Annotated in this window: 13 protein-coding genes; 9 read left to right on the top strand and 4 right to left on the bottom strand. The window is 63.0% G+C overall.

All coding sequences use genetic code 11. From position 1 onward, the window contains the following. Positions 1 to 138 precede the first annotated feature (138 nt). Both ACG873_RS24445 and ACG873_RS24440 read right to left on the bottom strand, forming a co-directional pair. Positions 139 to 1,254, bottom strand: a complete 1,116-nt coding sequence (locus ACG873_RS24445) for a Gfo/Idh/MocA family protein (RefSeq protein ID WP_394888388.1) — start codon at positions 1,252 to 1,254, stop codon at positions 139 to 141. 9 nt (positions 1,255 to 1,263) lie between these two features. Further along, positions 1,264 to 1,941 (bottom strand): GntR family transcriptional regulator, encoded by a 678-nt coding sequence (locus ACG873_RS24440; RefSeq protein WP_394893680.1) that lies wholly within the window; start codon positions 1,939 to 1,941, stop codon positions 1,264 to 1,266. A gap of 141 nt (positions 1,942 to 2,082) precedes the next feature. On the opposite strand from ACG873_RS24440, the gene ACG873_RS24435 reads away from it, so the two are divergent. Next, positions 2,083 to 3,240, top strand: coding sequence for an LLM class flavin-dependent oxidoreductase (locus ACG873_RS24435; protein ID WP_394888387.1), 1,158 nt, complete (start codon positions 2,083 to 2,085; stop codon positions 3,238 to 3,240). A gap of 61 nt (positions 3,241 to 3,301) precedes the next feature. Then, the gene (locus tag ACG873_RS24430) at positions 3,302 to 3,847 is read left to right on the top strand and encodes a flavin reductase family protein (RefSeq protein WP_394888386.1); all 546 of its coding nucleotides are present in this window, start codon (positions 3,302 to 3,304) and stop codon (positions 3,845 to 3,847) included. A gap of 38 nt (positions 3,848 to 3,885) precedes the next feature. Here ACG873_RS24430 and ACG873_RS24425 read toward each other — a convergent pair whose 3' ends face one another. After that, on the bottom strand, positions 3,886 to 4,932 hold the full coding sequence (locus tag ACG873_RS24425; RefSeq protein ID WP_394888385.1) for a LacI family DNA-binding transcriptional regulator: 1,047 nt from the start codon (positions 4,930 to 4,932) through the stop codon (positions 3,886 to 3,888). A 107-nt stretch (positions 4,933 to 5,039) separates the two neighbouring features. On the opposite strand from ACG873_RS24425, the gene ACG873_RS24420 reads away from it, so the two are divergent. The 7 genes from ACG873_RS24420 to ACG873_RS24390 all read left to right on the top strand — a co-directional run bounded on the left by ACG873_RS24420 (position 5,040) and on the right by ACG873_RS24390 (position 14,022). Further along, on the top strand, positions 5,040 to 6,140 hold the full coding sequence (locus tag ACG873_RS24420; protein ID WP_394888384.1) for a glycoside hydrolase family 88/105 protein: 1,101 nt from the start codon (positions 5,040 to 5,042) through the stop codon (positions 6,138 to 6,140). Beyond that, on the top strand, positions 6,137 to 6,973 hold the full coding sequence (gene kduI / locus ACG873_RS24415) for a 5-dehydro-4-deoxy-D-glucuronate isomerase (RefSeq protein WP_394888383.1): 837 nt from the start codon (positions 6,137 to 6,139) through the stop codon (positions 6,971 to 6,973). Before ACG873_RS24420 ends, kduI begins: the two co-directional genes overlap by 4 nt. Next, entirely contained in the window at positions 6,970 to 9,495 is a 2,526-nt protein-coding gene (locus ACG873_RS24410) for a hypothetical protein (RefSeq protein WP_394888382.1), read from the top strand. Before kduI ends, ACG873_RS24410 begins: the two co-directional genes overlap by 4 nt. A gap of 81 nt (positions 9,496 to 9,576) precedes the next feature. Then, positions 9,577 to 10,839 (top strand): ABC transporter substrate-binding protein, encoded by a 1,263-nt coding sequence (locus tag ACG873_RS24405; protein WP_394888381.1) that lies wholly within the window; start codon positions 9,577 to 9,579, stop codon positions 10,837 to 10,839. 16 nt (positions 10,840 to 10,855) lie between these two features. Continuing rightward, positions 10,856 to 11,881, top strand: coding sequence for a carbohydrate ABC transporter permease (locus ACG873_RS24400; RefSeq protein WP_394888380.1), 1,026 nt, complete (start codon positions 10,856 to 10,858; stop codon positions 11,879 to 11,881). Continuing rightward, positions 11,878 to 12,930 (top strand): carbohydrate ABC transporter permease, encoded by a 1,053-nt coding sequence (locus tag ACG873_RS24395; RefSeq protein WP_394888379.1) that lies wholly within the window; start codon positions 11,878 to 11,880, stop codon positions 12,928 to 12,930. The genes ACG873_RS24400 and ACG873_RS24395 overlap by 4 nt, the downstream gene beginning before the upstream one ends. A gap of 9 nt (positions 12,931 to 12,939) precedes the next feature. Further along, positions 12,940 to 14,022 (top strand): ABC transporter ATP-binding protein, encoded by a 1,083-nt coding sequence (locus tag ACG873_RS24390; protein WP_394888378.1) that lies wholly within the window; start codon positions 12,940 to 12,942, stop codon positions 14,020 to 14,022. 192 nt (positions 14,023 to 14,214) lie between these two features. Here the strand turns inward: ACG873_RS24390 and trxA are convergent, their stop codons facing one another. Beyond that, on the bottom strand, positions 14,215 to 14,538 hold the full coding sequence (trxA, locus tag ACG873_RS24385; RefSeq protein WP_165026084.1) for a thioredoxin: 324 nt from the start codon (positions 14,536 to 14,538) through the stop codon (positions 14,215 to 14,217). Positions 14,539 to 14,612 lie beyond the last annotated feature (74 nt).

Raw genomic sequence — 14,612 nt, 5'->3', positions numbered from 1 at the left:
ATTTGTGATGCGCCGATTGCTAGAGCGAAGTGCTCGCCGACAGGCGCTATTGCTATCTGCTGACGATCAGAACGCTCGAACGGGATAGCCAACAGCACCATCGACACGCTGTCGGGCTGCGCTCCGAAACGAAGCTCGTCAGCAGGTTAAAGCAGCATCGAGCGGGTTGGAAATGACCGCCCCCTGCTTTGACGACAATTGCGCGGCCATACCCATGGCGACAGCTTTCCAGCCATCATCCAAGGTCACCTCAACCTGCCCTTCGCCTCGCACGGCGGCGCAGAACCGCTGATGTTGATAAAAAGTCGAGCCGTTGTGATCGCCGGCCGCCAACAGTTGCGGGTCGACCGGAATCTCGACGGTGTACGGTCCCTGCGGAAGGCGCGGGCTCACGATCAACTGCGGCGTCGGCGCCGCGCCGAGATGAGCTGGCCAGAAGCGGCCCGGACCCGGCACGAGGCATTCGACCTTACCTCGAGCACCGACGGCGCTGATCTCCTCCTGATAGCGACTGCCCTCTGCATACATGCACAGTTCCAGCATGGCGCGCGCGCCGCTGGCGAAATCGACCAGCACGTAGCCGCAATCCCAGATGTCGGGTGTCTCGCCGTCATAATTTTCGTCGAGATGGTTCACTTCCTGCCCGGCCGACGCCATGATTCTTACCGGTTCGGATTTCAGAATCAGCCGCATGAGATCGAAGAAATGGCAGCACTTTTCGACGAATGTGCCGCCCGAATGGCGGTTGAAGCGGTTCCAGTGGGCCACCTTGTCCAGGAATGGATAACGATGTTCGCGGATCGTCAGCATTCGGATGCCGCCGGTGGCGTTCTGCGCCTGCTCGATGAATCGAGCGACCGGCGGCATGTAGCGGTATTCCATTGCGACCCAGACTGGTGCGGTATAGGTCGCGGCGAACGCCTTCACCGCGGCTGCGTCGACCGGATCGGTGAAAAGCGGCTTCTCGACCAGGATAGGCAGCGCACGGATAGCCGCGATTTCCTTGAGCTGCGCGAAATGCACATGATTGGGGCTTGCGATGAGCAGGCAGTCGACGCGCGGATCGGCCGCCACCTCCGCGACCGAGCCGGCGATCGAGGCTTCCGGGGTTAGGCCTGCCGCGCGTGCGCGCATCGTCGCGTCGGGCTCGAAGATCGCCGCGACGCCGACATCGGGCAGCAGCGCGATGTTGCGAAGATGCTCCTGCCCCATCATGCCGCAGCCGATAATGCCGTAGGAAATGTGCTTCGCCATATCCGTTCCCTATCGCAGCCGCGCGACATAGCGCGCGATGCCATGATCAAACCATGTCCTGGAAAACTCCGCGCTGGCGCCGTCCTGCATCCAGCCGGTACGCTCGATGAAGCCGGCGGCGCCGCCCGGTGCGAGGCCGAATTCAGGCAGCGCCCATTCCGGCACCTCGCCGACCCCGACACGGTCCTCTGCACGCAAGATCCATACGCCGAGCGCCTTGCGATAGTAGAGATAGAGCGAATCCGACAATTCCTCGATACCAACCGTCTCCGCAAGGGAACCGTCGAGCCAGATCTCCTCCAGCGCCGCCGGCTTGCCGCCGAGGCTGCGCAGCCGCCTTATCCTATGGGCCTCGCCGCTGGATCCGAATACCGGCAGGTCCATCGGTTTCGCCAGCCGATCGACTGACAGAACGCGCGCCGTCGGCAGCCCGCCTCCCTCCAGGAGTTCCAGCCGGAACATGGAATAGACACTGGCCACGTCGGGTTGCGAACGCACGTAGTTGCCGGAACCCTGGATGCGACTGAGCAAGCCCTTGCGCTCGAGATCGCCGAGCGCCTTGCGCAACGTGCCGACTGCTATGCCGAGGCCCGCAGCCATGTCGCGCTCAGGCGGAAGCTTCTCGCCCTCGATCATCCGCCCAGCCGCGATCTCGCGGATCAGCATTTCGCTTACCTGCTGATGCATCGGCAGCGCGTAGACGTTTCTGGACGGGGTCAAATTGTCTCCACCACAAAATTGATACACTATTGATCTACACGAACACGAATGATATTCAATAGGGAAAGATGGTCGCGGCACTAATTAACGATGAAGGGAGTGCGGACATTGACGGTGGTTCCGGTGACGTCCGCTGATCTCGACGCAACGGAAGTGTCGTGGTTTTCCGCTTTGTGCTCCGATGATTTCCGCTATCTCGGCGTACCGGATGGCGCGCTGCGGTCGAGCTGGGAGCACTGCTCCGATATCGTCAAGACGGCCGAAGAACTGGGCTTTCGCAATATCCTGTGTCCCTCCTCCTATCAGGTCGGCCAGGACACTCTGTCCTTCGTGGCGGGCTGCGCTCCGATAACTTCGACGATCAATCTTCTCGCGGCGGTACGTTGCGGAGAAATGCAGCCGATCATGCTGGCCCGCACGCTCGCCACGCTCGACCACATGCTGAAGGGCAGATTGACCGTCAACGTCATCTCTTCCGACTTTCCCGGCGAAGTCGCCGACAGCCGCTTCCGCTATCGGCGTTCGCACGAGGTCGTCGAGATCCTGCGTCAGGCCTGGACGCGCGACGAGATCAACCATCAGGGCGAGATCTACCAATTCAAGAAAGTAACCGCCGATCCCGCAAAACCCTACCAGCAGAATGGCGGGCCGCTGCTCTATTTCGGCGGCTATTCTCCCGACGCGCTCGAACTCTGCGGCGCACAGTGCGACGTGTATCTTATGTGGCCCGAGACCAAGGACGTGCTGGCTCAGCGCATGCGCGACGTCCATGAGCGCGCAGCCGCCCATGGCCGCACATTGGATTATGGTCTGCGGGTCCACGTGATCGTGCGCGACACCGAAGCTGAAGCCCGCGAATATGCCGAGGAGCTGGTTTCGAAACTCGACGACGAGCAGGGCAGGATTATCCGCGCCCGCGCACTGGACGCGACATCCCTTGGCGTCGCGCACCAGGCAAAGAACCGCGCCGGCGCTAACGCGGAAGGCTATGTAGAGCGGCACCTGTGGACCGGCATTGGCCGCGCCCGCTCCGGTTGCGGCGCCGCGATCGTCGGCTCGACCGACCAGGTGATGAGCGAGATCGAGGAATACCGGAAAATGGGCATCCGCGCCTTCATCTTCTCCGGCTATCCGCATCTCGACGAGGCCTTGTCGTTTGGCAAGCGCGTGCTGCCGAACATCAAGACCTGCTCGCTGCCGCACGCCTATGGCCGGGTGCCGGAAATCACCCCGGCGACTCCGCTCGGAACCGGGGAACGGCGATGATGATGATGCGAATTCGCCTTGACGAACCCTGCACCGCACCCCTCGGCCAGGAGGTCGCCTGATGTACCACTTCCTCGACCCCGAGCAGCAACCGATGAAAAGCTTCGTGCCCGGCCCCGATCGCAAGCGCGAGTTCCGCGACGCGCTCGGCCGGTTTGCGACCGGTATCACCGTCGTCACCACGATGACGCCCGAGGGACCCATCGGCATTACCGCGAACAGCTTTGCATCGGTGTCCCTCGACCCGCCGATCGTGCTCTGGTCGATCGGCCGGCATTCGAAGCGCTTTGCCGCCTTCGCCGGCTGCCAGCATTTCGCGGTTCATGTTCTGGGCGCAGAGCAGATGGAACTGAGCCAGCGCTTCGCTCGCGTGGGTCAAGCCTTCGACGGTCTCCCGCATGACCTGAACGATGCCGGCGTGCCGCTGCTGGGGGGCTGCCTGTCGCGGTTCGAATGCGCGCGGATTTCCGGGCACGAGGGCGGCGACCATTTGATCGTCGTTGCCCGAGTGACCGCCGCGACCTTGCGAGACGGCGAACCTCTGATTTTCTTCGGCGGAGGTTACGGACGCTTCGAAGACGGCTCGAACGCGACGCCATCGATTTAGTGATGGCCTGGTCCGCACATCGGTGTGAACCATACGGCTCAGGCGCGGACCGCGCCGGTCGACTGGCGTTGCACGATATGGCAGGCGAATTCGACACGGCGCGGCGGCAGGTCCATGCCGCCGAGATCCGCGAGCAGGAGGTCGAGCGACGCCGCGCCGATCTCGCGCATCGGGATATGCATCGTCGTGAGAGGCGGGTTCTGGAAAGCCGCCTGCGGCAGGTCATCCATACCCATGACCGACACGTCGGCAGGCACTTTGTAACCGGACTTCTGGATCGCCATCATAGCGCCGATAGCGAGGCTGTCGCCCGCTGCGAGCACGGCTGTGAAGTCGAGGCCACGACCCTCGATGCGCCGCGCGATCGCTTCCACCGCAAGGTCCGGCAGCCAATCCGACACCTCCACAGCCAGGCCCTCGGCGGCCAGGCCGCGCTCGCGCAGCGCATCCTGCCAGCCCTCGAAGCGACGCTCGATGGTGCGCCGCCCGCGCCGCATCAGGAACAGGATGCGCCGGTGGCCAAGGTCGAGCAGGTGCTGCGTCGCGAGATGCGCCGCGGAGCGGTTGCATGGCGTCACGCTAGAATGGTGCATCGCCGGGTCGTCGCCGTTTATGAGCACGATCGGCTTGCCGAAACCGCCGGTCAGCGTCAGCACCGCCTCATCGTCAAGCGTCAGAAACAGGCAGCCGACGACACTCTTGTCCTGCCTGGCCTCATCAAGCAGCGCGAGCTGCTCTCCGGTGTCGGCGATGGAGCGCGACACCAGCTCGACACCGAGAGTCCGTGCACGCTCGTTCAGTCCGTCGAGCACATAGAAGGTGAACTGGTTGCGGACATAGTCGATCATCGCGGCGTTGCTCGCGGCGAGGATCACCTTGCGGCCGGTGATCGAAGTCGGGATCGTGTAGTTCAGCTTCTTGGCGGTTTCGATGATCGTCGATCGAAGATCGCTGCGCACACCCTTGCCACCGGCAAGCGCCCGCGACGCCGTACTGACGGAGACGCCACAGCGCGCGGCAATGTCTTCGAGCCGTACGCGCCGGCTGAGTGTGCCGCGCTTTCCGCTTTCGATCTTGACGACCATCGGCTGTCCCCTCCCAAGATCTGCATGCTGCAAAAAAATTTCAGATTGCGCAACAAAAATGCCTGTGGCACCCATTTGCCCGGCATCGTGCAAACTTGGGAGGAGCAGTGACGCCGTCAGCGGGAGATATGCGCTCGAAGCTCGACCTGCTCGTGCATGGCATGACGGGCCTGCGCCATGACGGCCGTTTCGACGAGCCTAACCTCGACGGCACCGCCGGCGACTACATCAGCTTCGATTCCTGGGAATGGCCGCAGGGCGTGGGGCTCTACGGCCTCGTTTGCCTCTGGCGGCACAATCGCGACCCGAAGCTTTTGACGACAATCGAAGACTGGTACGAGCGCCATTTGAGGGCGGGTCTGCCGCCGATGAATATCAATACCACCGCTCCAATGATGGCGCTGGCATTGCTCTGGGGCACGACACGCGATCCGCGCTGGGAAGCTCCGCTCGGCGAATGGGCCGAAAGGCTAGTTCGCGACATGCCGCGCACGCCCGAGGGCGGGTTCCAGCACAACGTCTCCGACAAGATCAACGACGACGAATTGTGGGACGACACACTGTTCATGGCTGGCCTGTTCCTCGCTTTCTATGGACGCGCGGCCGGCCGGCAATCTTGCATCGACGAGGCTGTTCGCCAGTTCCTCGTCCATGCTCGCTATCTCGCCGACCCTAAAACGGGCCTGTGGTTCCATGGCTGGACATTTGCCGGCCGACATAATTTTGCCCGCGCGCTCTGGGCCCGCGGCAACGCCTGGATCACGGTCGGCATCCTCGACCTGATCGAAAATGGCGGTATCGGCAAGCCAGTCGAAGCCTATCTGCTCGGCGTGCTGGAAGCGCAGATCGAAACGCTGCTGCGCCTGCAGGCGCCGTCTGGCGCATGGCACACTTTGCTCGACGACCCGGCGTCCTATGAAGAGATGTCGGCCACGGCCGGCATTGGCTATGGTCTCATGAAGGCTGCGCGCATAGGCATCGGACCCAAGGCGTGCGGTCCGGCGGGCCTGCGCGCACTCGACGCTGTTCTCGCCAACATTGATGAGGGCGGCGTGCTCGGAAACGTGTCCTACGGCACCCGCATGGGCCATAATCTCCAGTTCTATCGCGACATCCCGATTCAGCCTACCGGCTACGGCCAGGCCCTGGCGATCCTCTGCCTTACCGAGGGGATGATCCATGCCGAAGCTGCCGAGGCCGCGGCATGACGATGCGCGTTCTCTTCGGCGCCGGTCCGGGCGACATCGACGGTTACGGGACGGAGCGGCTGCGTGCCGAGTTTCTGGTGGAGCGGCTGTTCGAGCCGGGCCGCATCGCCTTCGCCTACACCCATCTCGACCGCATGATCGTCGGCGGCGCCTGCCCAACCGGAGAGCCGCTTGGTTTCGGCGACGGCGCGGATGTCGGCACGCCTCATTTCTTCACCGCGCGCGAGATGGGCATCGCAAACCTCGGCGGCGCGGGAACCATAAGCGTCGACGGACAGCGCTTCGCGCTTGCCAATCGCGATGTGCTCTATGTCGGGCGCGGCGCCAAACAGGTGACGCTCGAAAGCGACAGCGCCGCGCACCCCGCCTGGTTCTATATGAACTCGGTTCCGGCAGGCGCAGACATCATGCACCGGCTGATCGCGAAGTCCGAGGCGAAACCGCTTGAACTCGGCGAGGAGCGGCGCGCCAGCAAGCGCACATTGCGCATGTACATTCATCCGGAAGTCGCGCCTTCCTGCCTGCTGCTGATGGGCATCACGGATCTCGCTCCGGGCAGCGTCTGGAACACCATGCCCCCTCACCTGCATGAGCGGCGCATGGAGGCCTACCTCTATTTCGATCTCGCGGCGGAAGACCGGGTGGTCCACCTGATGGGACGACCTGACAACACCCGCCATCTGATGGTGGCAAATGGCGACTGTGTCATCTCGCCGGCCTGGTCGATCCATATGGGCAGCGGCACCGGCCCCTATGCCTTCGTCTGGGGCATGACGGGCGAGAACCAGGCCTATAACGACGTGTCCCCCGTACCTGTTGAGACGCTGCGATGAACGCCGTGGAACCGATCGAACGCGATCTTACGCTGCGCCGGCCGCTCGCATTCGGCGGTCCCGTCGTTTACTGGCTCGTGGGCGCAACGTCCGAGCAGCGCTACGACGTTGCAGATCAGCCGATGCAAGGGGAGATGGACCCCTTCTTCTTCCTCACCAAGCACAAGAATTTTATCCCGCACGAATATCCCTGCCGAACCGAGTTTGCCGCCGAACGCCGCGGGAAACGACCTGAGCCGCAGGGAGTGTTCGAGCCGGACCGTGTTTGGCTTCCGTTCGGCTCGCCGCGCGTCGACCTGTCGGGCTTCTGGTTCCGCCCGACCGCGATCGGCACCTGGGCACGTACCGTGCTCGACGCAGCCTCCGCCGGCCAGGCGCGGCTGCGGCTTCGCACCTGTGGCGGCGCCGTTTTGTTCGTCAACGGAGTAGAGGCCGGCTGGATGGCGCCCTACGGGCGCAATCTCGAGGCTTCTCAGGATTTCGAGGTCGATCTCGTCGCCGGCGCCAACGAAATCAGCATCTGGTTCGACGATCTCGCCGAGCGCGACGCACGCTACTTCTTCCAACTCGACTATCTGACTGGTCCCGACGCCGAACATGCCTTGCCTACGACCGTCAAAGGCGATGTCGCGGCGGCGATGGAAGAGGCACTCGACGCAATGCATTTCGAGCGCCCAGCATATTCTTGCGGCGAAGTGGCGCTGGTGACGGATGTAGCGCTGCCGGTTGCGGCGGACGTATCGATCGAGATCGAAGGCGACTTCATGTCGATCGAAGAACCCGTGATCTTCCGCCGCCGCATCGAAGCGGGGGCAAACCGCATCGCTATTGCCGCCACGGAAGACCTCCCCGCCGACTTCCGGCATTTCGCCGTGTCGCTCTCCTCGTCCGGCTTTGTCGTCAGGCGAGTCTTCGGTGTAGAGATCTGCCATGCGGAGCGCCAGGGCAGCGCCCCTGCCGTCCTTGCCGACAGGGTCGGCGAAGCCTTGGAACAGGTCGCCAATTTCGCGGAGGCCGATACAGTGCGTGCGCTGGCGCGGCTGGCGACGGGTCGCGGCGGAGCCGAAACCGACGCCATGATCGCCGCTGCGCTGCCGGCAATCGAGGATTGCCACGATTGCGCCGATTTCATCCTGGTTCCACTGCTCTGGTGCCGTCGCGTCTATGGCGACTCGATCGCTGTCGATCTCCGTCGCCGCATTGACGCGGCGATCCTCAACTACCGCTATTGGATGGATGAGCCGGGCAACGACGTGCAGTGGTACTTCTCCGAAAACCACGCACTCCTGTTTCACACTGCGGCTTATCTCGGCGGCCATCTCCTGCCCGAGGCCCGCTTCGTCCGCTCAGGGCGTACCGGCGCGGAGCAGTCGGCTGTCGGCCTTGCGCGCGTGCGCGCCTGGCTCGATCACTTCGAGGAATGGGAAATGGCGGAATTCAACTCCGCCCCTTATTTCCCGATCGATCTGAAGGGGTTGACGATCCTGTACGCGCTTGCGCCCGATGCCGATGTCCGCCGGCGCGCCGGGGCTGCAATCAACCGCCTGCTCGAGATCGTCGCCCGCTCCGCTCAGCAGGGCGTCCTTACCGGTGCGCAGGGACGCTCTTACGAACATACGCTGCGGGCCGCCCGTTCGCTGGAACTTTCCGGCATTGCGCGCATGCTGTGGGGCAAGGGTTTCTACGGCATGCGCTTCCACGCTCTGCCGCAGCTTGCGCTCTGCCTGCGCGACCATGGCCTCCACGTCCCGCAAGAACTGACCAGCCTCGCTTGCATGGAGGGCGACGGCGCGCAGGAATGGTGCTTCGCGCAGGGCCAGAACCGGATCGCCAAGCTCTACCATTACAAGACCCGCGATTTCGCCATGGGAAGTGCCGCAGCCTATCGCTGGAATGAATGGGGTTATCAGGAAACGGTGCTTCATCTGCGCTTGGGCGACAATCCCGACGCGCAGATATGGATCAACCATCCGGGCGAGACGATTCATTCCGGCTACGGCCGTCCGTCCTACTGGGGCGGCTCCGGATCCCTACCGCGCATCCATCAATACCGCGACCTGGCCGTTGCGCTGTTCAGCTGCGCTGCCGAGCAGCCCGACTTTACCCATGCGTGGTTCCCACAGGGCGCGTTCGATGAAGCGTGGGTCAAGGAATATATCGCTTCGGCCCGCGGCGGCGATGGGCTCGCGATGCTGAAGGCCGACAGCGCCTTCGAGCTGGTCGGCCGTGGACCGACCGCTGGAAACGAGTTGCGCGTGCCGGGCCATCAAGCCGTATGGATCACTCGCTTGGGCCGACGCCGGCAATACAGTTCGTTGGAGAAATTCGAGGCGCGGTTTTCCCAGCTCGCGCTTGGCCGCGGAAAAAATGACCTTCTGCAGGTCAAAGACCCGGAATACGGTGAGGTGCTGTTCCATCCAGATGGCCGCATCGAGGCGGAGGGGCGTGTGATCGATCCGGGCGGCTGGCAGGTCACGGGCGAAGCCACGTTCTTCACACCCGACGCAATCGCAACCAGGTGAGGATCGGACCAAAGGGAGCCCGACAAGATTTCGGACAACGATAATCAAGCGGTGAAGCCGCACAAAGTGGAGGAGTGAACCATGAGAATGAATTCGATAATCCTGGGCCTTTCGGCGGGCCTCCTGTCGTCGACGGCGTTCGCAGGCGACGTTCGCGTGATGTGGTACTCTGACGGCGTCGAGGGGGAGGTTATCCAGGACCTGCTCAACCGCTTCATGAAAGACAATCCGGGCATCAACGTCATTCTCGATAACGTCGCCTACAAGGTCATCCAGGAGCAGCTCCCGGTCGAACTCGAGGCAGGACGGGGTCCCGACATCGCCCGCGTCACCAATATCAAGGAACTCGCCGATCATTGGCTCGATCTGACGCCTGTGGTGGCTGATCCCGCATACTGGCAGACGAATTTCGGCGACCAGTTCGACTGGATGCGCCCCGACGGCTCCAAGATCGTTCCGGGCTTCATGACCCAGATCACGCTGACCGGCGGCTTCGTCAACAAGACGCTTTTCGAACAGGCCGGCGTGCCGATCCCGGCCGAAACCGCGACCTGGGACGAATGGATCGACGCCGCCGGCAAGGTGCAGCAGAGCCAGCAGCTCAACGCTGCCTTTGCCATTGACCGCAGCGGCCATCGTATTTCAGCGCCGAACATCTCTTATGGCGCCAATTACATCGGCGGCGATGGACTGCCGGCGCCGATCGACGCCGGCACGAAGGCGTTCGCCGAAAAGCTGGTCAATTGGGTCGCAGACGGCCGCATGAACAAGGAAACCTGGGTGTCGGCATCCGGCACCACATATCGGGCAGGGGCCGACGACTTCATCAACGGCCAGATCGCCTATTATTATTCGGGCAGTTGGCAGGTTGCCAACCTCGCCGGCAAGATCGGCAAGAACTTCGACTGGGTGGCGACAGGCTCGCCGTGCGGCCCTGCCGCCTGCACCGGCTTGCCTGGCGGCGCGGCGCTGGTCGCCATCAAATACACGAAGAACGCGCCTGAAGTCGGCAAGGTGATGGATTTCCTGGCGCGTGAGGACATCGTGCGCGAGTTCACCGAGCGCACCCTGTTCCTGCCCGCGCACAAGGGCGTTCTCGCGGGCAAGATCGATTTCAAGAGCGATGACGAGAACGTCAAGGCATCGCTCGACGCCTTCATCAAGGCTTCAGGCAAGATCGCGCCGAATGCCGCGGCCCTGCCTGCCTGGAAATGGGGAACCCCCGTCTATGGCGCCCTGGTGACGCGCATAAGCCAGGTCATGGCTGGCGAACTGAAGCTCGACGAGGCTTTCGTGCGCATCGACGAGGACATCAAGGCAAAAGTTGCCGAAGCCTCGAAGTAGCCGTCGCGGCACTTTCATGGAAGAGGTCCGAAACGGCATCGCAACTCGCGCCGGCGCCATGATCCTGGCGCCGGTGGGCTGGCTTGCCAATCTTTTCGATGCGCCGCTGCGCATGTTGCAGCGGCGCACCGGCAGCAACGGCATGGCCGTGTTCTTCCTGGCGCCGAACATGCTCGTGTTCGGCATTTTCGTGCTGTTTCCGCTGGTCATCAACATCCTGTATTCGATGACCGGTGGCGGGGCGCTGTTCCTCGGCGACCGCACCTTCGTCGGCGCTGAGCAATATCAGCGGCTGTTCAACTGCGGCAGCTATCTGGACCCGAAGAGCTGCACCGAGGACCTGTTCTGGATCGCGGTCTGGAACACTCTGGCCTTCGTCGTGCTGCAGGTGGCGATGATGGTCGCCGTGGCGCTGGTCACCGCGCTCGTCCTCAACCGGGACCTGCGCGCGCGCAGTTTCTGGCGCGCCGTGTTCTTTTTCCCTGTCCTTCTGTCTCCGGTCGTGGTCGGTCTCATCTGGCGCTGGATACTGCAGCGGCAGGGTCTGCTCAACCTGATGGTGTTCGAGATGGGCGGAACCCCGGTCAACTGGCTGGTGGAGCGCAATTGGGCCTTCGCGGCCACGATCATGGTGTCGGTCTGGGCCCATGTCGGCTTCTATGCGCTGATCCTTCTCGCCGGCCTCCAAGCCATTCCGAAAGACCTCTATGAGGCCGCCGAGATGGACGGCACGCGGCCTTGGCGCGTCTTCTGGCGCATAACGCTGCCCTTGCTGGCGCCCAACCTCCTGGTCGTGCTGGTGCTGACACTCATCCGCGCCGTGCAGATATTCGACGAAGTCTATGTGCTGACCGGCGGTGGTCCCGGCACCAGCACGCTGTTTCTCACGCAGTACATCTACGAGGTCGGCTTTGCGTCGCTGCTGCGCAATCCGGGGCTCGCCTCCGCCGCCTCGATCCTCATGGGCGCGGTGCTGGTCGTGCTGACCCTGATCCAGCTCGGCATCGCAAGGCGCAACGAGCAGCGGGGCAAAACGCGATGAGCAGTGTTGCGGAATTCCTGTTCCGCCGGCGCGGCGGCGCCAGCTGGCACTGGACGGACGTCTTCACCTGGTTCTGGCTGATAGGCGGGCTGATCGTCATGTTCGGCCCGGCGCTCTGGCTCGTCAACTCGTCGTTCAAGACGCCCGCCGCGCTGGCAGAATTCCCCCCGACCATATTGCCCTATGTCACCGCGGAAGCCGTAGTGGAAGGCTACGAGGAACCGCTGCAGCTCTTCGAAGTGCGCAATGACGACGGCAGCGTGCGCGTGCTCGCCGAAGTGCGCCGCCTCGGCATCGTCGCGCAGATGGTCGATCCCGCCAACCCGGGCGAGATGATACGCGTCAACATCCAGAACCGCACGCCCAAGCGCAGCATCGCCTTCGCGCTCGACAATTATGTCCAGCCTTTCCTCGCCTTCGATTTCTTTCTCTATTTGCGCAACTCCGTTTTCGTCACCGTGGTCGCGACCCTGATCACGCTCCTGACCAATTCGATGGCTGCGTTCGCGCTGTCGAAGTACAATTTCCGGGGACGCTCCGCTGTGATGATGCTCATCGTCGCAACGCTGATGGTGCCGCTCTCCGTCATTCTGGTGCCGCTCTATTCGGTCATCTCGGCGATGGGGCTGTTCAACTCGCTATGGGGCGTGATCCTGCCCACGGTGGCGACGCCCACGGGCGTCTTTATGCTGCGCCAGTACATGCTGACGATCCCCGACGAGCTGATCGATGCAGCACGCATGGACAAGGCGTCCGAATGGCAGATCTACTGGCGCATCATCCTGCCGCTGACCGCCCCCGCGCTGGCGGTACTCGCGATCTTTTCCGTCGTCTGGCGCTGGAACGACTTCCTCTGGCCACTGATCGTCTTGTCGCGCAGGGAGCTCTATACGCTGCAGGTTGGTCTCAACACCTATGCCGGCGAACTCAACGTGCAATGGCATTACATCCTGGCCATGACTGTCGTCACCATGATCCCGGTCGTCCTGGTGTTCATTTTCCTTCAGCGCTTCATCACCACCGGCATTGCCGGCTCCGGTCTGAAATAGAGGCAAATCATGAGCCGGATCACACTCACCGACGTATCGAGGGCCTTCGGCAAAGTCGGCGTGCTGCACGACATAAATCTCGATATCCTTGACGGCGAACTGATCGTCTTCGTCGGGCCCTCCGGCTGCGGCAAGTCCACGCTGCTGCGGCTCATCGCCGGGCTCGATCGGCCAACAGGGGGCGCCATCGCGATCGACGGCAAGGACGTGACCACGGTCCCAGCCGCCGACAGGGGATTGGCGATGGTGTTTCAATCCTACGCGCTCTACCCGCATATGAGCGTGCGCCAGAACCTGGCCTTCGGACTGGAGAACGCCCGCATGGCGCGCGCCGAGATCGATGCGCGCATCGCCGAAGCGGCGCGGATGCTGGAAATCGCGCCATATCTCGACCGGCGCCCCGGCCAGCTCTCCGGCGGCCAACGCCAGCGCGTCGCGATCGGCCGCGCCATCGTGCGCAATCCGACCGCCTTCCTGCTTGACGAGCCGCTGTCCAATCTCGACGCCGAACTGCGCATCTCGACACGCGCCGAGTTGGCCGCCCTGCACGAGCGGCTGTCGGCGACGATGGTCTATGTCACGCACGACCAGATCGAGGCGATGACGCTTGCCGACCGCATCGTCGTGCTGCGCGCCGGCCGCATCGAGCAGATTGGCACGCCGCTCGACCTCTACAATCATCCGGCCAATCTGTTCGTCGCCGGTTTCATCGGTGCACCGCGTATGAATCTCCTGCCGGTCAAGGCCGCAGCCACCGGTACTGGTCGGTCGAGCCTCACGCTGGACGGTTCAGCTGGATTCGAGATCGACGGAATCGTCAACGCGGTGAATGGCGGTGTGACGCTCGGACTGCGGCCACATCACATCAGCCTCGTCGATGCCGGCAGGGGCGATATCGCGGCGCGCGTCGCGCTGGTGGAAGCCCTCGGCTCCGAGACAATCGTCCACACCAAGATAAGCGGCGGCCAGACCATGCTTGCGGTTGTCGCCGGGCAATGTCCGGTGGCTTCAGGCGACACGGTTGATCTGAAGTTCGATACCAGCCATCTGCATCTTTTCGATAACACCGGCTTGCGCATCGCTGTGAGTTAAAAGTCGGTCAACCCTGTCCGGGACGGCGTTGGAGAATGAACGGGCGTCCCGGCATGGCGCGCCAGCCACCGAGATTTCGAGGCCTTAGCGGGCCGATCGTGAGCTGTCGATACGTGCTTAAAAAGCATATAGCCGCCAACGAAGAAGCCCGGCTCGAGGCCGGGCTTTTCGAATGCAATTCTTTTGCCGAAATCAGGCTACGTTGCCGCTGATCCAGTGCGACAGCGCGGTCTTGGGCAGCGCGCCGACCTTCATGTCGGCGACTTCGCCGTCCTTGAAGATCATCAGCGTCGGGATCGAGCGGACGCCGAACTGCGCCGCGATCTCCGGATTCTCGTCGATATTGACCTTGGTGATCTTCACCTTGCCGGCCATTTCGGTCGAGATTTCCTCAAGCGACGGACCGATCATCTTGCAGGGACCGCACCATTCGGCCCAGAAATCAACGACTACCGGACCGGCGGCATCGAGCACGTCCGCCTTGAAGCTGTTCTTGTCGACCTTCACAGTGGCCATGGTGAAATCCTTTCGGGGTTCGAGGTGGCACCACATGTGGTGCCGGAGGCGGATGGCTTCAAGCAGGATTTGTG

Origin of the sequence: Allomesorhizobium aridi (genome assembly GCF_043769475.1) — a bacterium.
Classification (GTDB): Bacteria; Pseudomonadota; Alphaproteobacteria; order Rhizobiales; family Rhizobiaceae; genus Allomesorhizobium.
Note: the sequence above shows the minus strand (reverse complement) of the source record. Positions and strands in the feature narration are given on the sequence as shown.